At 67.2% G+C, this 20,801-nt stretch carries 21 protein-coding genes and 1 pseudogene; 20 read left to right on the top strand and 2 right to left on the bottom strand.

Translation table 11 applies throughout. From position 1 onward, the window contains the following. Window positions 1–17: 17 nt before the first annotated feature. From KF889_07330 to KF889_07320, 3 genes and pseudogenes are all read left to right on the top strand, one after another. Complete coding sequence (locus KF889_07330; protein ID MBX3499241.1) at window positions 18–221, top strand: hypothetical protein; 204 nt, start codon at window positions 18–20, stop codon at window positions 219–221. Window positions 222–345: 124 nt separating this feature from the next. After that, window positions 346–1,233, top strand: coding sequence for an alpha/beta hydrolase (locus tag KF889_07325; protein MBX3499240.1), 888 nt, complete (start codon window positions 346–348; stop codon window positions 1,231–1,233). 86 nt (window positions 1,234–1,319) lie between these two features. After that, window positions 1,320–2,089: pseudogene (locus tag KF889_07320) on the top strand (IS5 family transposase). On the opposite strand, the gene KF889_07315 reads toward KF889_07320, so the two are convergent. Then, on the bottom strand, window positions 2,086–5,622 hold the full coding sequence (locus KF889_07315; GenBank protein MBX3499239.1) for an N-6 DNA methylase: 3,537 nt from the start codon (window positions 5,620–5,622) through the stop codon (window positions 2,086–2,088). The pseudogene KF889_07320 and the gene KF889_07315 overlap by 4 nt on opposite strands. Window positions 5,623–5,852: 230 nt before the next feature. Here KF889_07315 and KF889_07310 point away from each other — a divergent pair, with 230 nt between their 5' ends. The 5 genes from KF889_07310 (at window position 5,853) to KF889_07290 (ending at window position 10,486) form a co-directional block, all read left to right on the top strand. Then, window positions 5,853–7,466, top strand: a complete 1,614-nt coding sequence (locus KF889_07310; GenBank protein MBX3499238.1) for a choline dehydrogenase — start codon at window positions 5,853–5,855, stop codon at window positions 7,464–7,466. Window positions 7,467–7,907: 441 nt separating this feature from the next. Beyond that, window positions 7,908–8,315 carry an endonuclease domain-containing protein gene (locus KF889_07305; GenBank protein MBX3499237.1) on the top strand — a complete coding sequence of 136 codons (408 nt, stop codon included), beginning with the start codon at window positions 7,908–7,910 and terminating at the stop codon, window positions 8,313–8,315. A 41-nt stretch (window positions 8,316–8,356) separates the two neighbouring features. After that, window positions 8,357–8,962, top strand: coding sequence for a UdgX family uracil-DNA binding protein (locus KF889_07300; GenBank protein MBX3499236.1), 606 nt, complete (start codon window positions 8,357–8,359; stop codon window positions 8,960–8,962). Between the two features lie 391 nt (window positions 8,963–9,353). Then, window positions 9,354–10,040, top strand: coding sequence for a hypothetical protein (locus tag KF889_07295; protein MBX3499235.1), 687 nt, complete (start codon window positions 9,354–9,356; stop codon window positions 10,038–10,040). Further along, window positions 10,037–10,486 carry a GNAT family N-acetyltransferase gene (locus KF889_07290; protein ID MBX3499234.1) on the top strand — a complete coding sequence of 150 codons (450 nt, stop codon included), beginning with the start codon at window positions 10,037–10,039 and terminating at the stop codon, window positions 10,484–10,486. The genes KF889_07295 and KF889_07290 overlap by 4 nt, the downstream gene beginning before the upstream one ends. Before the next feature lie 119 nt (window positions 10,487–10,605). Here KF889_07290 and KF889_07285 read toward each other — a convergent pair whose 3' ends face one another. Continuing rightward, window positions 10,606–10,962, bottom strand: a complete 357-nt coding sequence (locus tag KF889_07285) for a hypothetical protein (GenBank protein ID MBX3499233.1) — start codon at window positions 10,960–10,962, stop codon at window positions 10,606–10,608. Window positions 10,963–11,169: 207 nt separating this feature from the next. Between KF889_07285 and KF889_07280 the strand changes: the two genes are divergently transcribed. The 12 genes from KF889_07280 to KF889_07225 all read left to right on the top strand — a co-directional run bounded on the left by KF889_07280 (window position 11,170) and on the right by KF889_07225 (window position 20,622). After that, a complete protein-coding gene (locus tag KF889_07280) occupies window positions 11,170–12,084 on the top strand; it encodes a dihydrodipicolinate synthase family protein (protein ID MBX3499232.1) in 915 nt (304 codons plus the stop codon). Further along, window positions 12,081–12,404 (top strand): hypothetical protein, encoded by a 324-nt coding sequence (locus tag KF889_07275; GenBank protein MBX3499231.1) that lies wholly within the window; start codon window positions 12,081–12,083, stop codon window positions 12,402–12,404. The genes KF889_07280 and KF889_07275 overlap by 4 nt, the downstream gene beginning before the upstream one ends. A gap of 51 nt (window positions 12,405–12,455) precedes the next feature. After that, window positions 12,456–12,971: an adenylate kinase gene (locus tag KF889_07270; GenBank protein ID MBX3499230.1), complete on the top strand. Its 516-nt coding sequence runs from the start codon at window positions 12,456–12,458 to the stop codon at window positions 12,969–12,971. Then, entirely contained in the window at window positions 12,968–13,969 is a 1,002-nt protein-coding gene (locus KF889_07265; GenBank protein ID MBX3499229.1) for a 4-hydroxyproline epimerase, read from the top strand. The genes KF889_07270 and KF889_07265 overlap by 4 nt, the downstream gene beginning before the upstream one ends. A 1-nt stretch (window position 13,970) precedes the next feature. After that, window positions 13,971–14,882, top strand: coding sequence for a DMT family transporter (locus tag KF889_07260; GenBank protein MBX3499228.1), 912 nt, complete (start codon window positions 13,971–13,973; stop codon window positions 14,880–14,882). 17 nt (window positions 14,883–14,899) lie between these two features. Next, window positions 14,900–15,445 carry a hypothetical protein gene (locus tag KF889_07255; protein ID MBX3499227.1) on the top strand — a complete coding sequence of 182 codons (546 nt, stop codon included), beginning with the start codon at window positions 14,900–14,902 and terminating at the stop codon, window positions 15,443–15,445. Between the two features lie 92 nt (window positions 15,446–15,537). Continuing rightward, window positions 15,538–17,076 carry an ABC transporter substrate-binding protein gene (locus KF889_07250; GenBank protein ID MBX3499226.1) on the top strand — a complete coding sequence of 513 codons (1,539 nt, stop codon included), beginning with the start codon at window positions 15,538–15,540 and terminating at the stop codon, window positions 17,074–17,076. Window positions 17,077–17,168: 92 nt separating this feature from the next. Next, entirely contained in the window at window positions 17,169–17,516 is a 348-nt protein-coding gene (locus tag KF889_07245) for a YXWGXW repeat-containing protein (GenBank protein MBX3499225.1), read from the top strand. 54 nt (window positions 17,517–17,570) lie between these two features. Then, window positions 17,571–17,882 (top strand): type II toxin-antitoxin system Phd/YefM family antitoxin, encoded by a 312-nt coding sequence (locus tag KF889_07240; protein ID MBX3499224.1) that lies wholly within the window; start codon window positions 17,571–17,573, stop codon window positions 17,880–17,882. 29 nt (window positions 17,883–17,911) lie between these two features. Beyond that, complete coding sequence (locus KF889_07235) at window positions 17,912–18,289, top strand: PIN domain-containing protein (GenBank protein MBX3499223.1); 378 nt, start codon at window positions 17,912–17,914, stop codon at window positions 18,287–18,289. Window positions 18,290–18,294: 5 nt separating this feature from the next. Further along, entirely contained in the window at window positions 18,295–19,497 is a 1,203-nt protein-coding gene (locus KF889_07230) for a CoA transferase (protein ID MBX3499222.1), read from the top strand. Between the two features lie 39 nt (window positions 19,498–19,536). Next, the gene (locus KF889_07225; protein ID MBX3499221.1) at window positions 19,537–20,622 is read left to right on the top strand and encodes a M14 family metallopeptidase; all 1,086 of its coding nucleotides are present in this window, start codon (window positions 19,537–19,539) and stop codon (window positions 20,620–20,622) included. Window positions 20,623–20,801: the final 179 nt, after the last annotated feature.

Genomic DNA, 20,801 nt, shown 5'->3' with positions numbered 1-20,801 from the left:
TTCTTCGCGACGATGCTGTGACACGCCTTAGCCGCCGCGAGCGCGACCGCGCCGCGCAGGTGCTGCGCCTGCGCCACGACGCAAGACGTGCGCGCATGCACGCGGCCAGTGTCACCGACGCGGAGGACCTGCAGCTCTATCGCCAGCTGGCGGATGAGTGGGATCGCGAGGCCGATGTGCTGGAGAACGCCGGAGCCGACGATCGCCCGGCGCGCCGCTGAGTGTGCGACTATTACTGTCATCCCGAGCGCAGCGAGGGATCCAGGGTGTCTTCCCGGGAGTGCCGGCGTCTCGCCGGCGCTTCCAATGAGATCCCTCGCTGCGCTCGGGATGACAGGAGTGCCGATGACCACCACCCCGCCGACCCTGCAGCACCGCTACGCCGAGATCGGCGAGGTGATGCTGCACTACGTGATCGCCGGCAGCGGGCCGCCGGTGGTGCTGATCCATGGCTGGCCGCAGACCTGGTACGAGTGGCGCCACACCATCGCCGCCCTGTCGCCCCGCTACACCGTGATCGCCCCCGACATGCGCGGGCTGGGCGATTCCTCGCGGCCGCTCGGCGGCTACGACAAGCGCACCATCGGCAACGACATCTGGCGCCTCGTCAGCGAGACGCTCGGGCACCAGCGCTTCCGCCTGGTCGGCCACGACTGGGGCGGGCCGACGGCCTATGCGATCGCGGCCGATCACCCCGAGGCGATCGAGCAGCTCGTCGTCGTCGATGTCGTCATTCCCGGCTGCGGCGGCGATTTCAGCCAGGGCGGCCGGCGCTGGCACCACCAGTTCCACGTCACGCCCGACCTGCCGGAGGCGCTGGTCCAGGGACGCGAACGCCTCTATCTCCAGTGGTTCTACCAGACCTTCGCCTACTTCCCGGGCGCCATCACCGAGGCCGACCTCGACGAGTATGTCCGCACCTACAGCCAGCCGGGCGCGATGCGCGCCGGCTTCAACCTCTACCGCGCGATCCCGCAGGACGCCAAAGCCAACGCGACGCAACTGGCGACCGGCTTCCGCCTGCCGATGCCGGTGCTGGCGATCGGCGGCGCCAACAGCTACCCGCACGCGCGGGGGCGGGGGAAGGAGGTGGAGGAGAGCATGCGGCGCGTCGCGACGGATGTGCGCGGCGCGGTGATCGAGGAGTGCGGGCACTTCGTTCCGGAGGAGCAGCCCGGGGTTCTTAATCGGCTGATGATGGAGTTCTTCGGCGGCAGCGGGAGAGGATCCTGATGGCGCGAAGACTTAGGTGCTGTTTACAAAGGTATTGACGGCTGAATCGTAGATTGATTCAAGGATTCCCTCTGTAGGAGGGAAGCGTGAGCCGTGGTGATCTGAGCGAAGGCGAGTGGCGCACGTTGCAGGTGGCGCTGCCGATGGTCCGGACTGGCCGGCCTCCGGAAGATTTGCGGCGAACAATCAACGGCATCCTGTGGCGCATCCGCACCGGCACGCCGTGGCGCGACGTGCCGGAGAAGTACGGCAAGTGGATGACTGTCTACCAGCGCTTCCGACGCTGGAGCCGGACCGGCGTGTGGGAGGCGATCGCCACCACGCTGGCCCAGGCGATGGCCGACAACCGCCATCACAGCATCGACAGCACGACGGTACGGGGGCATGTGTCGGCCGCCGGCGCAAAAGGGGGACTCGCGAACAGGCTTTTGGCCAGTCGCGGGGCGGGTTCACCAGTAAGGTTCACTGTATCTGTGACGCCGGCGGCATCCCGCTCGGCTTCCATCTCACGCCCGGCGAGGCCGCCGACTGCAAGGCGTACGAAGTCCTGATCGAGCTGCCCGAGCAGGCGTCCGAGGCGCTGCTCGCCGACAAGGGCTACGACACCAATCTCGTCCGCGACGATCTCAAGCACCGCGGCATCCGCGCCGTCATCCCGCCGCGCTCCAACCGCGTCACCACGATCCGTTGGAACAAACGCGACTACAAGCAGCGCAATCGCATCGAGCGGACCTTCGGCCATCTCAAGATCAACCGCGCCGTCGCCACCCGCTACGACAAGCTCGCCCGCTCCTTCCTCGACACGCTACACTTGGCTCTCATCCGCCGCTTGTTGCGGTTTGTAAACAGCGCCTAGCGCGAGATACCCAACTCCGCCGCAGTAAACGCTTTGCCGACGGCATCCTGATAAAGCCTGTCGAGCTCGGGGCCGAGCGCAAGCAACGCAGCGATCCTTTGAATGATTGTGCGGAACCATCTGCGTTCATCGTTGGACAGCGGTGCGCCAGCACGCCGATCAGCCTGCCTGTATCCAAGCCACTTCTTGAGAACTGGATATCCGCCGACCTGATACGTCCATACTGCCTCGGGAACGTTGGCAAAGAATGTCGTCTCGTTGATGAACAGATCGCCCGTTCGTTCACCCCACGCACCGAGCGCCTGTTCGGTCGATAGGAATGGCCGTGGCTTCCAACGTCCCTTGCCGCCGCCCCAATAAGTGACTGTTACACGTAGGTCGGTCGGCTTGACCTGGCCGCCATCGATGAGGTGTAGGCCGCCAAGCGCGGTGCTTCGCTCCTTGCCCAACACAGCTTCAATGATGTCGGCGGCATCTCTGTTGGCGTCGATCAAGCGGGCCACACGTTCACCGGCGTCAGCTAGTGAGTCGAAAAGCGGCTTCTCCTTGGGGACAGGTAGATGTGCCCAATCGGACGCCAATGCGCTGGCATGTTCGCGTTGATACGCAGGAGCGTGCATCACCGCGAAGGCCAGACGAAACAACCGCCTTACGAGGCGACGAGCGGCATCATCACGACGAAGCCCCTCAAGGCCGAAGTGGTGCTGAAGCGTTCTCCAAGCCTGTTCATGAATGTTGGCGTTTCGATCCGCCAGCACGACAACCTCGGCAGGAAACGCCGCCGACCCTCGCTCATGTACATGGTGGTTCATGAGAACAGTTGAATACACGGGAAGTGCTTCAGACACCTTCCGCGGTTCGGGAACAGTGATAAAGAACTCATTCTCCCCTACACAATCGAACAGATCGGGGCGAGCTTCGTTGAGCCATTTATGCTGGTCGGCGTAGTAGATGAATCGCTGATCGAAGGGAAACGTCAGAAAAGAGACTATCGATTCCGCTCGATAGTGACCTTCACTCTTCAATTTACGCCACGCATTCTCGGGATTGTATCGAGCACGTTCAGTGGCAATCTCGGGTGATGTCTGTTTGGCCTCGTCAAACGTCTCAGCAGAAAAGTACTCTTGGACACGTTTCCGAAGATCCTCAGCATTGGTGTCCACAATGCTTCCCTCGTAACCACGATTGTGATTCACCCCCTGCAAACTCAATGGAAACAATTCATCTAAGGCGGGCCATGCTTCGAACCCACCTTCAACGGTTCTCGGTGCCAGCCGCCAGCGCGCTTCAACTGTCGAAGTAATCTGCGAGTACGACGGGATGCTCGAACCTGCGGGACCATCGCCCGTTGGTAGGCTGGTTACTAACTGTCTACGCTTACTCGCGGCAAGGCCCCAAAAGTCTCTGTATCGCAGTGTTGCAATCCCATTCTTCTTTGGCGTCGTCGGCGCGTTGTGCACCTTCGCCGCCGGTCGTTTGATCCACGTGACAATGGCCGTGCCCGGCTGGATGCCGCGCGGGTCGAGCGCCGTCGTGAAGACGCTTTGATCTGCTGAGCCACCGCCTGGCAAACCCTGCGGAATCAGTTTGCCAGTGCGGTATTTGTCGCCGTTGAGGTTATCGATCCATGCCTCGTGGAAATTCGACAACAGCGATCGACGCATTAGGGGATGCGAACGCCCTGTTAGGTAGGAGGAGTTACTGATGAAGGACACAATTCCATAGTCGGCAGCTTCGCCAATGCGCTGTTCGGCCAGACGCAGAAAGCGGATATAAAGATCGTCGAGCAAACTTTTTCGCACGCCATACTCCAGATACAACAACCCTTTGCCCTGCTGCTTCATCTGCGGCGCGCCGAATTCGTCACGCTTGATTGTCCCGTCTTTTCTGTTCCGGTCGACCACAAGCTTGATGCCCTTGTAATGGGCAACTAGCTCCTTCTCTTCGGATTGTGCCGCGCCGGCAAAGCGATCGTAGGGCGGATTGCCCAAGATCACGATGATCCGAGCGTTGCGCTTGACGCTACGCGAGGCATCGTATTCCTGTCGCATCTCCGGGAAATGCAGCTTTATGTCGTCCGCTGCGTTCCAGCCCGACAGTGCGTTAGTAAGATAGACAGCGAGGCGCTTGTCCTCTCTGGGCTGTGCGCCAAGTGACCGCAGCAACATGTGTAGCTGCAACTGTGCAATAGCGAAGGGAGCAGTAAGAATCTCAAATCCGATGATTCGACTCTGGAATGCACGGGTCAGTTCCAACCCGACGGTAGACTCGTCGCCCGATGCCTTAAGTTCGGCGGCAATGCAGCGCGCAACCTCAAGCAAGTAGGCTCCGGTCCCGCAGCAGGGATCGAGTACGTAGACGTCCGGGTCAGCAAGTCCGAGTGGTCTGCCGAGTTCCGACTTTAGGAGGTAGTGAACCCTGCCAACCTGATACTGGACGATTTCCGGTGGCGTGTACCAAACGCCAAGGTCTTCTCGGAGCTGAGGGTCGAATGCTTCCAGAAACGGCTCATAGAAGTAGGTTATAGCCGCGACGGCGGTTTGCTCGTCGAGAGCGGGAAACGTCATTCGTGCGCGAAACAGCTTGCGGTCTACACGGTTCAACGTGGCAATGGCACGACCAAGCTGTGCGTCAAGACCGAGCCACTTGCTCCGTTGTGGGTGACGAAGGTCGTGGAGTAGGGCCGAGAGAAACGGGATTGCTAGATGCTGGGCCGCTTCCTCGATGGTGAAACTCGCATCGGCAGGAGCGTCCCGGTCCCAAAGCACCCAGGCCGCAAAAACACTGTAAAAAGCTGTCTGCACCAGTGACGAACGAAAGAAGCGGTCGCCTTTGGGATCATCAATGGAGAACGCCAGACCCAGCGCACCGCGATAGTCGTCGAGAAGAGACTGCACCGGCTTAAGATCTTCCGGCAGTGCGTCCTTAGCGTCGCGTGCCTGCCGCGCTAGCACCTTTGCGAGATCGGCAGGATCGGCAATGGGCGCGTAATCTGTGATTGACCGCTCAACGATCTCCACCAACGTGGCAAGCGCACTTTCATCGACTTTATTTTTGGTCTTGCTACCGCTGACCGCAGACCAAAGGTCGACGGACTTGATGAGTTCTCGGCTTGATGGCGGGACGGTCGTTGCCAACCTCCGTTCATAGCCGGGTGCGCAGGCCAGTAGACCGAAGCTACGGACATTGCAAAGAAGCACCACTCCAGTGCGGGCAAGATAGCGGCCGATTTGGTCATTTTGTTCTGCTGATGCTGCTAAGTCGTCCAGGGGCACGGTCGCCCGCTTAACTTCACCGTAGACACCGACGAACGCCGCTTTGTCGCCGAGCACAAAGTCAGGCATGTCAGTGCCACCCTGCTTTGCTTCAGATGTATTGGTTCGCACTTCGAATGGTAGTCGGCGCTGGTCAAGGATAGAGGATAGAAGCGAACGAATCGCAGGATAGAATGTCGCTTCGGTCGACGACGGGATGCTTTCAAGCCGTCGGGTTTCCGATACGTAGGTAGTGATTGCCGCCGCGATATCCTGCATGTGCTCTCGCAGGTTGGGTATTCATTGACAGATTAGCCACCGGAGAGGGAGCGCGCTACAAGCGGCACGCTCATAAGCAGGCAACTAGCGCTCGCGGTGAAAGTGCTTCGAGCATTCGCGATATCCTTGTGGCGGGCGACGCGGCGCGGAGCGGTCACGACCTGCCACCTTTCCAAATCGCTGTTTCACCGTCACAGTCCTTCCAAAGCGGGGAGGAGCGTAGTCAGTCAATGACCACCACCAACACCTACGACTTCATCGTCACCGGCGCCGGCTCGGCCGGCTGCGCCGTCGCCGGCCGCCTCTCTGAGGACGGCAAGTTCCGCGTCCTCCTCCTCGAGGCCGGCCCGAAGGACTCCTACCCCTGGATCCACGTCCCGCTGGGCTACCACAAGACCTACAACAACCCGCGCGTGAACTGGATGTTCGAGAGCGAGGCGGAGCCCGAGCTCAACGGCCGCACCATGTACCAGCCGCGCGGCAAGGTGCTGGGCGGCACCAGCTCGATCAACGGCATGGTCTACATGCGCGGCAACGCCGCCGACTACGACCAGTGGCGCCAGCGCGGCTGCGAGGGCTGGGACTACGATTCGGTGCTGCCCTACTTCAAGCGCGCCGAGGACAATGTGCGCGGCGCCGACGACTGGCACGGCGTCGGCGGCCCGCTGCGCGTGTCGGATCATCGCTGGCAGCCGCCGCTCGCCAAGGCGCTGCACGACGCGGCGATCGAGGCCGGCATCCCCGCCAATCCCGACTTCAACGGCCGCGCCCAGGACGGCGTCGGCTACTACCAGACCACGATCAACAACGCGCGGCGCTGGTCCTCGGCGCGCGCCTACCTCAAGGACGCCAAGGCGCGGCGCAACCTGGTGATCGCCACGTCGGCGCACGCCACGCGCCTGCTGATCGAGAACGGCCGCGCCGTCGGCGTCGAGTATCGCACGCCGGCGGGGCTGGTGACGGCGCGCGCGGCGCGCGAGGTGATCGTCTCCGGCGGCGTCTATGGCAGCCCGCAGCTGCTGATGCTCTCCGGCCTGGGGCCGGCAGCGCATCTGCAGCAGCACGGCATCGCGGTCGTCAGGGACATGCCGGGCGTCGGCAGCCACCTGCACGATCACTTCAACACCTACGTGTCCTACAAGTGCACGCAGCCGATCACCATGAACGACCTCGCCAATTCCTGGCCGCGGCGCATGCTGGCGGGCATGCAGTACGTCTTCGGCCGCACCGGCCCCCTGTCGGCCATGGGCCTCTATGTCGGCGCGCTGGTGAAGAGCGACCAGCGGCTCGAGCGGCCCGACCTGCAGATCAACATGTTCGCCTGGGCGGTGAAGGAGCGGAACCGCAACGGCGTGGTGCCGCAGCCCTATTCGGCGTTCTGCCTCTCGCCCGTGCACCTGACCCCGGAAGGCCGCGGCACGGTGCGCCTGAAGTCGCCCGACCCGCTGGCCGCGCCCGAGATCCGCTTCAACTTCCTGAAGAGCGCCAACGACTGGAACGCCATGCTGCGCGGCATGGAGATCTGCCGGCGCATCGGCAGCCAGAAGGCGCTGAAGCCCTACGTGGTCGAGGAGATCGACCCCGGCCCCGGCGTGGTCGAGGAACCCGGCCTGCGCGACTACATCCGCGCCACCGGCGTCTCCAACCTGCACCCCGTCGGCACCTGCAAGATGGGCCGCGAGAGCGACGCCGTGGTCGACCCCCAACTGCGCGTGCACGGGGTGGAGCGCTTGCGCATCGCCGACGCCTCGATCATGCCCAGCATCGTCGCCGGCAACACCAACGCCCCCTCCATCATGATCGGCGAAAAATGCGCCGACATGGTCAAGCAGGCCGCCCAATAGCGATTGCCTACACGTTCTTCCCTTCCCCCTCCGGGGGAAGAATGCACTTCCCTTCCCCCGGAGGGGGAAGGTGCCCGAAGGGCGGAAGGGGGATGTCGAAGCCGAACGCGGTGCCCATTGCGCCATCCCCCTTCCGTCGCGCTGACGCGCGCCACCTTCCCCCTCCGGGGGAAGAATTCACTTCCCTTCCCCCGGAGGGGGAAGGTGCCCGAAGGGCGGAAGGGGGATGCCGAAGCCGAACGCGGTGCCCGTTGCGCCATCCCCCTTCCGTCGCGCTGACGCGCGCCACCTTCCCCTCCGGGGGAAGAATGCACTTCCCTTCCCCCGGAGGGGGAAGGTGCCCGAAGGGCGGAAGGGGGATGCCGAAGCCGGACTCCTGCGTTCATCAGATTGAATAACCGTGTACCTATTCCCGCCATGATTGCCGCCTACCTTTCGGCGATGCGCCCCGAATCGACCACACCAGCCCGTCTCAACGCACGCTCTCTCCGACGCGAGCTGACCGAAGCGGAGCGCGCTTTGTGGCGGCGCCTGCGCCGCCGGCAATTCCTGGATGCCCGCTTTCGGCGCCAGGTCCCCATCGGTCCCTACATCGCCGACTTCGCTTGCCTGAAGTCCAGGCTGATCATCGAGCTCGACGGCAGCCAGCACGTCGAGGCTGCGTCCTACGACACGCGGCGCGACGCCTTCCTCGGGCGTGAAGGCTTCACCGTCCTGCGCTTCTGGAACGGCGACGTTCTCGCGCGCCCGGACTCGGTGATGGAAGCGATCTTCGTCGCGCTGGACCGGGTCCGTCTTCGACATCCCCCATCCGCCCTTCGGGCACCTTCCCCCTCCGGGGGAAGATAAGGGCGCAGGCAACGCGCTTCGAACCGGGCCGTTAGGCCGGCATGTCCGCCCGAGCCGATCGGGCCGCGCTCGCCGCCCTTGCCGAAGACGCCAAGTCGTGCACGCGCTGCCCGCTCTACCGCAACGCCACCCAGACCGTGTTCGGCGAAGGTCCGGCGGACCATCCGCTGATGCTGGTGGGTGAGCAGCCGGGCGATCGCGAGGACATCGAGGGCCATCCCTTCGTCGGCCCCGCCGGCAAGCTGCTCGACCGCGCGCTTGCCGAGGCCGGCATCGAACGCGACGCGACCTGGCTCACCAACGTGGTCAAGCACTTCAAGAACGAGCCGCGTGGCAGGAAGCGCCTGCACCGCCGGCCCGACCGCTACGAGATCGACCGCTGCCGCTGGTGGCTCGACCAGGAGATCGCGCTGGTGAAGCCCAGCCTGATCGTCGCGCTGGGCGTCACCGCCGCCGAGGCGCTGACCGGCCGGCGCGTGGTGCTGTCGCGCCTGCGCGGCGGCGCGATCGAGCTGCCCACCGGCCACCGCGGCCTGATCACGACGCACCCCTCCGCCATCCTGCGCGTGCCCGACGCCGCCGCCAAACGCACCGCCTTCGCCGCCCTGGTGAAAGACCTGAAGATCGCCCAACGCCTCGCCGCCTGAGTCTTCCCCCGGAGGGGGAAGGTGGCGCGCAGCGCCGGAAGGGGGATGTTTCAACGCACGCGGTGTCCCTCTTCGACATCCCCCTTCCGCCCTTCGGGCACCTTCCCCCTCCGGGGGAAGGCAAGAGGTCATCCCTTCCCCCGGAGGGGGAAGGTGGCGCGCAGCGCCGGAAGGGGGATGCTTCAACGCACGCGGTGTCCCTCTTCGACATCCCCCTTCCGCCCTCCGGGCACCTTCCCCCTCCGCGGGAAGGGAAATTCGACAGCGTAAGCGGGCGGGAAGATCCTTGTCCGTCAGCGCTCTATGGCGAATCTCGACACGCGTAGGGGTGGAAATAGGAGTCCGTGGCTTTCGGGGTTACACCGGCTGCAGTCACCACTGGAGTCCGCCTATGGCCCGCGACCGTGTTCTTTCCTCCGATTTCTGGACCCGCGAGGACGTCATCAAGTGTTCGCCGATGGCCCGCCTGCTGCTGCTGGGTCTGGGCAATTTCGCCGACGATCACGGCGTGCAGCCGCTGCGCCCGTGCAGCATCCGCCTGCGGGTGTTTCCCGGCGATTCGATCGACGATGCCGCCCTGCGCGCGCTGATCGAGGAGCTGCTGGCGAAAGGGCTGCTGCGGCGCTACGAGGCCGAGGGCTGCGACTACATCGCCATCGTCGACTGGCACCGGCATCACCGCGTCGGCAAGCGCGCGCGGCGGCGCTATCCGCGCGATCCGTCCCTGCCGCCCGAGCCGGTGGCCGAGGTGGCGCCCGCACCGACGCCGCCGCCGGCCCCGCCGCCCGTCGAGCAGCCCTCGGTGCCGCCCGAGATGTCGCGCTGGCGCAAATCGGTCGGCCGCGCGCTGCGCCACTTCCTGCCCCATGGCGGTCCGCCGGCCGACACCGAGGTGTGGATCGAGCGCTGGATCGCCGATGGCTGCGATCTGCGCTGCGATGTGCTGCCGGCGATCAGCGTCGCCTGCCGGCCCTCGCCCGATCACGAAGGCCCGCCCGGCCTGGCCGCCGTCGGCGCCTATGCCGAGGCCAATCGCGTGCGGCGCCTGGCGGTGGCGTACTCTAGTCTGGTGGCATGATCGCCATCGACGACGCCACGCCTGCCGATATTCCCGCGCTCTGCGACCTGCTCGGCCTGCTCTTCGCCCAGGAAGCCGATTTCACCCCCGACCGCGCCCGGCAGGAACGCGGCCTGCGCCTGATCCTCGACGATGCCCGGGTCGGCGCCATCCTGGTGGCGCGCGACGGCGGACAGGTCGTCGGCATGGTCAACCTGCTGTTCACCGTCAGCACGGCGCTGGGCGCGCGCGTCCTGCTGCTCGAGGACATGATCGTGCGGCCCGACCATCGCGGCCGGGGCGTCGGGCTGAAGCTGATCGAGGCGGCGATCGCGCGCGCCACCCGCGAAGGCTGCGCCCGCATCACCCTGCTGACCGACGAGGACAACACCCAGGCGCAATGGTTCTACGCCCGCGCCGGCTTCCGCCGCTCGGCGATGATCCCGATGCGGCGGGCCGTGCCGTGACCCACCCCCGCCGTCATCCTGAGCGCAGCGAAGGATCCAGCGGTATCGCGGCCAATCGGCGGCGTTGTGCCGGTCGCACCACCGCGAGGTCCTTCGCTGCGCTCAGGACGACACGAGGCTCAGCGATTGAGGTTGATGATCGGTGTCTGGATATTGCCGCAGATGTAGCAGCAGCTGCTGCAGCTCTTGCGGTTGTTGCGACCGCCGCCCCAGTAGGAGCTCTCGGTGCCGCGCACCCAGGCGCCGTAGCAGACCTTCTCGCCCTTGATGCAGGAGATCCGGACGTTGTGCGCGTTGTAGTCCTTGAGCGACCAGACCCGGCCGTTGCCCGGCCAGACGATGTTGCGCCCCGAGGCATAGAGCTGCACGTCGACGATGTTGGCGTGATGGCTCTTGAAGCGCCAGGTCATGGTGTCGGCCATCGCCGCGCCGATCGACAGGATTTGCGCCGCGACCAGCACGAGTGCGGCGAGCAGAGTCTTCTTCATTGGGCACACCCCCAAAACTAACGGAGCACTCACTTTGCACCCGTCCGCCGGCACAATCAAGCGCCTGTCATCCCGAGCGCAGCGAGGGATCCAGGCTGGCCGTAGATCCCTCGCTGCGCTCGGGATGACAGGGGTGTCCATTCGAGGGCGTGGTGCTCTAGATTGGACGGCGCCACGAATTCCAGGAGGCCGGCCATGACGAGCATCGGCTGGCGGGGCGTCTTCCCCGCCGTGACCACGCAGTTCCGCGACGATTTCAGCCTCGACCTGGCGGCGACCCAGCGGGTCATCGACGCGCTGATCCGCGACGGCGTCTCGGGCCTGATCCTGTGCGGCACGGTGGGCGAGAACACCTCGCTGCAGCCCGACGAGAAGCGCGCCGTGCTGGCCGCGGCGAAGGAGGTCGTCGCCGGGCGCGTGCCGATCATCTCCGGTGTCGCCGAGTACACGACGGCGATGGCCTGCGCCTACGCGCGCGACGCGGCGAAGATCGGCATCGACGGGCTGATGGTGATGCCGGCCATGGTCTACTCGGCCAAGCCGCGCGAGACGCTGCATCATTTCCGCGAGGTCGCGAAGGCCAGCGACCTGCCGATCATGGTCTACAACAACCCGCCGATCTACAAGACCGACGTCACGCCCGACATGCTGATCCAGCTGGCCGATTGCGAGAGCATCGTCTGCGTCAAGGAAAGCTCGGGCGCCACGGCGCGCTACACCGATCTGAAGCGCGCGCTGGGCGATCGCTTCGTGCTGTTCTGCGGCCTCGACGACGTCATCGTCGAATCGGTGATGCTGGGCTGCGTCGGCTGGGTCTCGGGCATGTCCAACGCGTTTCCCGCCGAGGGCAACCGGCTGTTCGCGCTGGCCGCCGCCGGCCGCTACGACGAGGCGCGCGCGCTCAACGAATGGTTCATGCCGCTGTTGCACCTCGACGCGCGGCCCGACCTGGTTCAGTGCATCAAGCTCTGCGAGCAGATCATGGGCCGCGGCTCGGAGGTCACCCGCCCGCCGCGCCTGAAGCTCGAGGGCGCCGAGCGGGCGGCGGTCGAGGCGATCATGGCCGAGGCCTTGCGCACCCGGCCCGTCGTCAAGATGGCGGCCGAATGAGGAGGCTGCTGCTCGCCCTGCCGCTGCTGCTGCTGCCCGGCCTGGCCTGGGCGCAGCCCGGCCAGTTCGACGGCGTCTGGACCGGCCAGGCCGGCGACTGGAAGATCCGCCTGCAGGTCGCCGGGCTGAAGGGCCAGATCGCGCTGACCTGCACTACGATCGTGCATCGCTTCGACATCCCGGTCGCCGCCGACGGCACCATCGTCGTCTGGCTGAGCTCGGCGACCTTCGGCCGCCGCCAGGTCGCCGGCAAGCTGCCGCACCTGATCATCCCGACCGGCGGCACCTGCAAGGGCGGACCGACCAACCTCAGCCGGTGATTGGAATGCTGCAGCGCAATATGGCAGTCTTCGCGCATGCAGCGCATCGCCATCGTCGGCACCACCGGGTCGGGCAAGAGCAGGCTGGCCGAACGGCTGGCGCCGCTGCTCGACGCCGAGCATGTCGAGCTCGACGCGCTGTTCTGGACCCCGGGCTGGCGGCCGGTGCTGGCCGAGCTCTTCCGCCAGCGGGTCGACGCGGCAACCTCGGGCGGGCGCTGGATCGTCGCCGGCAATTACGGCCAGGTCCGCGATCTCGTCTGGGGCCGGGCCGACACCCTGGTCTGGCTCGACTTCAACCTGCCGCTGGTGCTGCGCCGCCTGGCGCTGCGCACCGTCCGCCGCGTGGTCACCCGCGAGGAGCTGTGGAACACCGGCAACCGCGAGTCGCTGCGCGGCGCGCTCGGCCGCCAGTCGATCCTGCGCTATGCCCTGCGCACCCATCGCGCCAACCGCGCCCGCTTCGCCGCCGACCTCGCCGATCCGCGCTACGGCCATCTGGCGGTCCATCGCTTCGACGATCCGCGCGCGCTCCAGCAATGGGTTGAGCGGCTCAAGGCGCGATGATGCAGCACAGCTTCACCTGCCTCGACGGCCACACCTGCGGCAACCCGGTCCGCCTGGTGACCGGCGGCGCGCCGATCCTCAGGGGCGCGACGATGAGCGAGCGGCGCGCCGACTTCCTCGCCCGCTTCGACTGGATCCGGCGCGCCCTGATGTTCGAGCCGCGCGGCCACGACGTGATGTCGGGCTCGATGCTCTACGCGCCGACGCGGGCCGACTGCGACATCGCCATCCTGTTCATCGAGACCTCGGGCTGCCTGCCGATGTGCGGCCACGGCACCATCGGCACCGTCACCATGGCGCTGGAGAACGGGCTCGTCTCTCCGGCGCGCGAGGGCGAGGTGGCGCTCGACGCGCCGGCCGGCCGCGTCGTGGCCCGCTACCGGCGCGAGGGGCGTTTTGTCGAATCGGTCCGTATTACCAACGTCGCCTCCTACCTCGCGGCGAGCGACATCCGCATCGACGTCCCTGATATGGGCGAGCTGGTGGTCGATGTCTCGTACGGCGGCAACTACTACGCCATCGTCGAGCCGCAGAAGAACTTCGCCGGGCTGGAGTCGATCTCGGCCGGCGACGTGCTGCGGCTCTCGCCCATCGTGCGCAACCTCGTGCGCGAGAAGCTCGATCCGGTGCACCCCGAGGATCCCACCATCCGCGGGGTGAGCCACGTGATGTGGACCGGCAAGGCGCGCGAAGCGAAGGCGCATCTGCGCAACGCCGTGTTCTACGGCGACAAGGCGATCGACCGCAGCCCCTGCGGCACCGGCACTTCGGCGCGCATGGCGCACCTGGTGGCCAAAGGCCGGCTGAAGGTCGGCGACGACTTCGTGCACGAGAGCATCATCGGCACGCTCTTCGAGGGCCGCGTCGAGGCCGCTTCGCGGGTCGGCAACCACGACGCCATCATCCCCTCGATCGCCGGCTGGGCGCGCCAGCACGGCATCAACACCATCTTCGTCGACGACCGCGATCCGTTGGCGCTTGGCTTCAGCGTGATCTGACGTGCCCTCGATCCTGACCTGGCTCCTGCGCCTGCCGCCCAACGTGCAGGGCGCGTTGTGGCTGATCGCCGGCGGCTTCATCTTCACGACCACGAGCGCGATGATCCGCCTGCTGTCGGAGCAGATCGAGAGCATCCAGACCGCCTTCTTCCGCGCCATCATCGGCGTCATCCTGCTGATCCCGCACATGGCCTCGGGTCGCGTGCAGCCGTGGAAGAGCCCGCGCATCGCCGGCCACTTCTGGCGCACCGTGGTCGGCACCACCTCGATGGTCTGCGGCTTCTACGCCGTGGCGCTCTTGCCGCTGGCCGACGCCACGGCGCTCTCCTTCTCGCAGCCGCTGTTTTCCGTCGTCATCGCCGCCCTGGTGCTGCACGAGACGGTGCGCTGGCGGCGCTGGAGCGCCACCATCGTCGGCTTCATCGGCGTGCTGATCATGGTGCGGCCGGGCGAGGGCTCGCTGCAGCCCGGCGCGCTGATCGCGCTGGCCAACGCGCTCCTGGTGGCGATCTCGATCCTGATGGTCAAGCGGCTGTCGGCCACCGAATCGCCGATGATGATCCTCACCATGTTCGCGCTGTTCTCGACCGTGCTGTTGGCCGGCCCGGCGATCTGGGTGTGGCGCTGGCCCGATCTCGCGGGCTGGCTGCTCGCCGTGGGCATCGCGCTCACCGCCACGGTCGGGCAGTATTTCTGGGTCCAGGCCTTCCGCGTCGGCGAGATGTCGATGGTGGCGCCGTTCGAGTATCTGCGCCTGCCCTTCGCCGTCTTCGTCGGCTGGCTGCTGTGGCAGGAGATGCCGGTGATCTGGACCTTCGTCGGCGCCGCCATCGTCATCGCCTCGGCCATCTACATCATCCGCCGCGAGGCCAGGCTGGCGCGCGAGCGGCGCTGGCAGCAGCCCAAACCGTGAGTGCGAGTAGCGTGTCCATGGCCATGACCTTCACCCGCCAGACCATCCGCCGCTTCACGCGGCTCGGCCTGCTGGCGGCGCTGCTGAGCTGGCCCGCCGTCTGGGGCTTCTCGACCTGGCTCAGCGACTCGCGCGCGGCGGCGATGGAGCGCATCCGCACCGAGGGCGTCGAGGTCGAGGCCACGCCGCTGTCGATCACCGGCTCGCTGGGCTGGCAGAAGCGCGACATCGGCTACGACTTCACCTACCGCTTCACCGACAAGGCCGGCCGCATCATCGTCGGCAGCGACCAGGTGCGCGTCTCGGTCAACAGCATTGCGCGCGGCCAGTACGAGGCGATGCGCGATGCCAATGCGCCCAACGGCATCCGGCCCGACGCGCGCATCGCGGTGGTCTACCTGCCGTCGAAGCCGGAAGTGAACGGCATGCGGCTGCGCTTCGATTCGACGCGCGTGCCCGACGGCTCGTGGGCCTTCATGGCCGGCTTCGGCACCGCCCTGGTGCTCGGCGCCATCGTCATCGGCGTCGGCTCCTTCATGGAAAAGCGTTTCCGGCCGGGCTGATGGCTTGCGTTGGCCCTGTCGCTCTTCCATGGTCTGCGCCCGCGGGGTGTCGGATGGCGGTGTTGATCCGGGTGATGGCGCTTGTCTGCGCGATGCTCACGTACGCCGTGGGCAGCGCGGCGGCGCGCGACCTGCGCATCGGGCTCGCCGCCGACGCCACCTCGCTCGATCCGCACTACGACAATTTCCCCGCCAACAACCAGATCGCCCGGCACCTCTTCGAGGCGCTGGTGGCGCAGGACGAGCACCAGCGGCTGGTGCCGGCGCTGGCCACCGGCTGGCGCGCGCTGGACGAGCGGACCTGGGAGTTCCGGCTGCGCGAGGGCGTGCGCTTCCACGACGGCTCGCCGTTCACCGCCGACGACGTCCTGTTCAGCCTCGATCGCGTGCCGCGCGTGCCCAACGCGCCGTCGCCCTTCACGCACTTCACGCGCCAGATCCTCGAGGTCGAGATCGTCGATCCGCTGACCGTCCGCCTGCGCACCGCGGCACCCGCGCCGCTGCTGCCGCGCGAGCTCAGCGCCATCTTCATCCTGTCGCGCCGGGCGGCGTCGGGGCCGGCGCCGGAGGGCAAGACGACCGGGCAGCTCAATCGCGGCGAGGGCCTTGTCGGCACCGGTCCGTTCCGCTTCGTCTCCTGGGATCGCGGCCGCCAGCTCGTGCTGGCGCGCCATGAGGATTACTGGGGCCCGAAGCCGGCCTGGGCCAACGTCGCCTTCTATCCGATCGCCGACGCCACGACGCGGCTGGCCGCGCTCGATTCGGGCGACCTCGACGTCGTCGAGAACGTGCCGACGCAGGATCTGCCGCGCCTGCGCCGCGACGAGCGGCTGCGCATCGTCACCGCGACGTCGAACCGGGTGATCTACCTGCATCTCGACCATCACGCCGAGCCGTCGCCCGGCATTCCCGACACCGGCGGCAAGAACCCGCTGAAGGATCGCCGGGTGCGCCAGGCGCTCAGCCTGGCGCTCGACCGTGATCGGCTGGTGCAAGAGGTGATGGCGGGCGACGCCGTGGCCGCCGCCGACCTGCTGCCGTGGCCGATGTCCGGCGCGCGGCGCGACACCGTGGTCGGCGTGCCCGACCTCGAGCGCGCCCGCCGCCTGCTCGGCGAGGCCGGCTACCCCGATGGCTTCTCGATCATCCTGGGCGCGCCCAACGGCCGCTACGTCAACGACCTGCGCGTCGCCGAGGCGGTGGCGGCGGGCTGGACGGCAATCGGCGTGAAGACGCGGGTCGAGGCCAGCCAGCCGCAGGCGTTCTTCCAGAACCGCGACGCGCATCGCTACAGCGCCTATCTCGCCGGCTGGGCCACGGCGGCGGGCGAGGCCGGCGATCCGCTGCGCGCGCTGGTGGCGACGCCCGACCGCGAGCGCGGCCTGGGCGGCACCAATCGCGGCCGCTATTCCAATCCCGCCGTCGACGGGCTGCTGATCGAGGCGCTGCGCACCATCGACGCCGAGCGCCGCGCCACCTTGCTCGAGGACGCCGCGCGCCTGGCGCTCGACGATTTCGCCGTGCTGCCGCTGTACTTCGAGGTGGCCGGCTGGGCGATGCGCCGCGGCTTCACCTATGCCGGCCGCACCGACCAGTTCACGCTGGCCACCTCCGTCACGCCGGCGCCGTGACGCCACGGAAATGTCCAGAATAGGGCGGGGCACCGGCGGCCGCCCGGCGCGTTGCTTCCGTGCGCCCGAACGGGCGGCACTGGAGGTGATCCATGGTCAGCCATAGCCGTCGCCGGATCGTGATCGGCGGGGCGGCCCTGCCGTTCGCCGGCCTGCTGGCGGCCTGCGCCGGCGAGCCGCCGGCCGAGAAGGTCGCCGTCAACGAAGTCATCGCCCCGCGCGCCCCGCCGCCGCCGATCTACGAAGCCATCCCGCCGATCCCGCCGGGCCACGGCGACATGGCGACCTGGATGCCGGGCTACTGGCGCTGGGACGGCGTCACCTATGTCTGGGTGCCGGGCGCCTATGTCGACCGCCCGCGCCGCGAGGCTTACTGGGTCCCGGCCCGCTGGGAGCAGCGCGGCAACAGCTGGGTCTACTTCCAGGGTCATTGGGGCTGATCGCACGCGCACCCTTGGGGTGACAATTGTCACCCCAAGGGATATCCTGCGCCCATGAAAACGGTCACCATTCGAGACTTTCGCTCCCGACCGCGCGCGGTTCGGCAGGCGCTTTCGGGTGAACGCGAGGCGATCCTGACGGCGAACGGCCAGCCCATCGCGCTTCTCGTGCCCGTCGATGCCGCGACGGTCGACGAGACGGCCGAGGACATCAGACGCGCCCGAGCGATGCGTGCTCTCCAGGCGATCCGACGCAAGGCCGCGCGGGACGGTACCGATCGCCTGACAATGCGGGAAATCGACGCCGAGGTAGCCGCCGTACGGGCGGCCAACGCGGTACGCGCTCGGCGCACCGGGCGCGCTTGATTCGAGTTGTCCTCGACACTAACATCATCGTGTCGGCGATGCTGTCGCCGCAGGGGCCTCCCGGTCTGATCCTGGAGCTGGTGATCGATCGCGGCTTGGACGTGGCGCACACGCCGCGCATCGTGGCGGAGTACCGGGGAGTGCTGGCTCGACCGCGGCTTGCGCTCGACCCGGCCGACGTCGAGCGCGTTGTGAACATCCTCGAAACCGCGGGAACCCCGGCAATCGCCCCGCCTTGGCCGTTGGCGCTGCCGGATCCGGCCGACGGTGAGTTTCTCGCTTGCGCCGCCGCCGCGAGAGCGATCCTAATCACGGGCAATCTCAGACATTTTCCCGCAGCTTCACGGCGCGAGGTCGAGGTCATGTCGCCGCGCGCCTTCGTCGATCGCCTGCAACTTTCCGTGTGACAGCCATGGCCGATGTGCCGCGTATCGCCCGCAAATCCTTCGACCCGCGCGCGTCGGGGCCGCTCGACGGCGTGCGGGTGATCGACATGTCGCGGCTGGTGGCGGGCAACATCGTCACCCACGCGCTGGCCGATTTCGGCGCCGACGTCATCAAGGTCGAGCGGCCCGGCGCCGGCGACGATCTGCGCAACTGGCGGGTGCGCGGCCATTCCGTCTTCTGGAAGACCTACTCGCGCAACAAGCGCTCGATCGCGCTCGACATCAAGGACGCCGGGGGCCGCGCCATCCTCGAGCGGCTGATCAAACAGGCGCATGTGCTGGTCGAGAACTTCGTGCCCGGCACGATGGAGAAGATGGGACTGGGCCCCGAAATGCTGCTGGCGATGAACCGCAGGCTGATCGTCGTGCGCGTCTCGGGCTGGGGCCAGACCGGGCCGTGGAAGGACAAGCCGGGCTTCGGCACCCTGGTCGAGGCGATGTCGGGCTTCGCCCACATGAACGGCTTCGCCGACAAGCCGCCGGCGGTGCCGCCGCTGGCGCTGGCCGACATGATCGCCGGCCAGACCGGCGCCTTCGCGGTGATGACCGCCTTGCGCGAGGTCGAGGTCAAGGGCGGCGAGGGCCAGGTGATCGACCTGTCGCTGTTCGAGCCGATCTTCTCGGCCGTCGCCTCGGAGGCTGGCGTCGCCAGCATCGAGGGCAAGGGCGCGATGCGCGCCGGCAACACCGCCAGCCACACCGCGCCGCGCAATCTCTACCTCTGCGCCGACGGCAGGTACGTCGCGCTCTCGGGCTCGATGCAGGCGATGGCCGAGCGCATCCTGCGCAGCATCGGCCGGCCCGAGCTGGTCGCCGATCCGCGCTTCGCCACCAACGATGCGCGTGTTCGTCATCGCGACGAACTCGACGCGATCATCGGCGGCTTCATCGGCGCGCGCACGCAGGAGGAGAACCTGGCGCTGTTCGAGGCCGCCGGCGTCACCGTCGGTCCGGTCTGCGCCATGGAGGATCTGCTGGTGCATCCCTATCCTGTGGGACGCGAGGCGATCGTCGCGGCCGACGATGCCGATCTCGGCAGCCTGCCGATGCACAACGTCGTGCCGCGCCTGTCGCGCACGCCCGGCACCTTCCGCCGGCCGGCACCGGCGGTGGGCGCCGACACCGAAGAGGTGCTGGCCGACCTCGACCGCTGGGAGCGCGACCTCTAAGCTGTCCCGGTTGCCCGCTTCAGCGTTCGGCAGGTGTCGATGTCGCATCACGATCACTTCTCGCCCGACTACCGGAGCGCGCGCGCGAAGTTCCGCGCCGCCTGCGCCGAGCAGAACGTCGAGGTCACCAGCTGGCCGCATCCGCTGAAGGGTTTCGACGGCGAGGAGCTGGCGACCGACGCCGCCTGGGTCGGCCCGCGCGATTCGTCCAGGATACTGGTGCTGTGCAGCGGCACGCATGGCGTCGAGGGCCTCTACGGCAGCGGCGTGCAGACCGGCTTCCTGCGCGACGGGCTGCATCGCGAGCTGCCGCCGGGCGTCGCGGCACTGCTGGTGCATGCGACGAATCCCTGGGGCTTCTCGTGGCTGCGCCGGGTCAACGAGGACAACATCGACATCAACCGCAATTTCCGCGACTTCCACGCCAAGCTGCCGCCCAACAAGGGCTATCTCGACATCGCAGCCTACCTCGAGCCGCGCGAGTGGAACGACAAGGTGCGCGGCGACCTCAACAAGCGGCTGCGCGACTTCGCCGCCGCCAACGGCATGGCCGCCCTCAACGCCGCCATCGCGGCGGGCCAGCACACCCATCCCAACGGCGTGTTCTACGGCGGCACCGGCCCGTCGTGGTCGAACCGCACCATCTTCGAGATCGTGCCGCACTTCCTCGCCGAGGCCGACGCCGTCTGCGTGCTCGACCTGCACACCGGGCTGGGCCCCTTCGGCTATTCCGAGCTGATCTGCCGCCACGCGCCGGGCAGCGCGGCGCTGAGGCTGGCGCGCCAGTGGTTCGGCGAGGCGGTGACCTCGCCGCAATCGGGCGAATCGCAATCGCCGGTGATCGAGGGCAATCTGCGCATGGCCTTTCCGCAGATCCTGCCCGAGGCCACCGTGGTCGCCTCGGCGATCGAGGTCGGCACGCTCTCGGCCACCGAGGTCAACGCCGCCCTGTTCGCCGACAACTGGCTGCACCTGCACGGCGATCCGCGCTCCAAGCAGGGCGAGGAGATCCGCCGCCAGGTGCGCGACGCCTTCTATCCCGACAGCGCCGACTGGCGCGACCTCTGCTACCCGCGCGCGGTCGAGATCCAGCGCGCGGCGCTGGCCGGGCTGGCGGGGCTTTGACCTTGCCAAAGCGACGTCCGATCAATCGAGCACACCTGTCACCCGGAGCGCAGCGAGGGATCCAGGCAAGACGCATGGATCCTCGCTCCGCTCGGGATGACAGCGGCGCCCCGACTCGGCCGGATGAGGCGCAAAGGGTGTCAGGCTTGCAAAGGGTGTCAGGCTTGCGGTATTGCGTT

It is taken from the genome of Alphaproteobacteria bacterium (assembly GCA_019635875.1).
In the GTDB taxonomy this organism is placed as follows: domain Bacteria; phylum Pseudomonadota; class Alphaproteobacteria; order Reyranellales; family Reyranellaceae; genus JAFAZJ01.
Note: the sequence above shows the minus strand (reverse complement) of the source record. Positions and strands in the feature narration are given on the sequence as shown.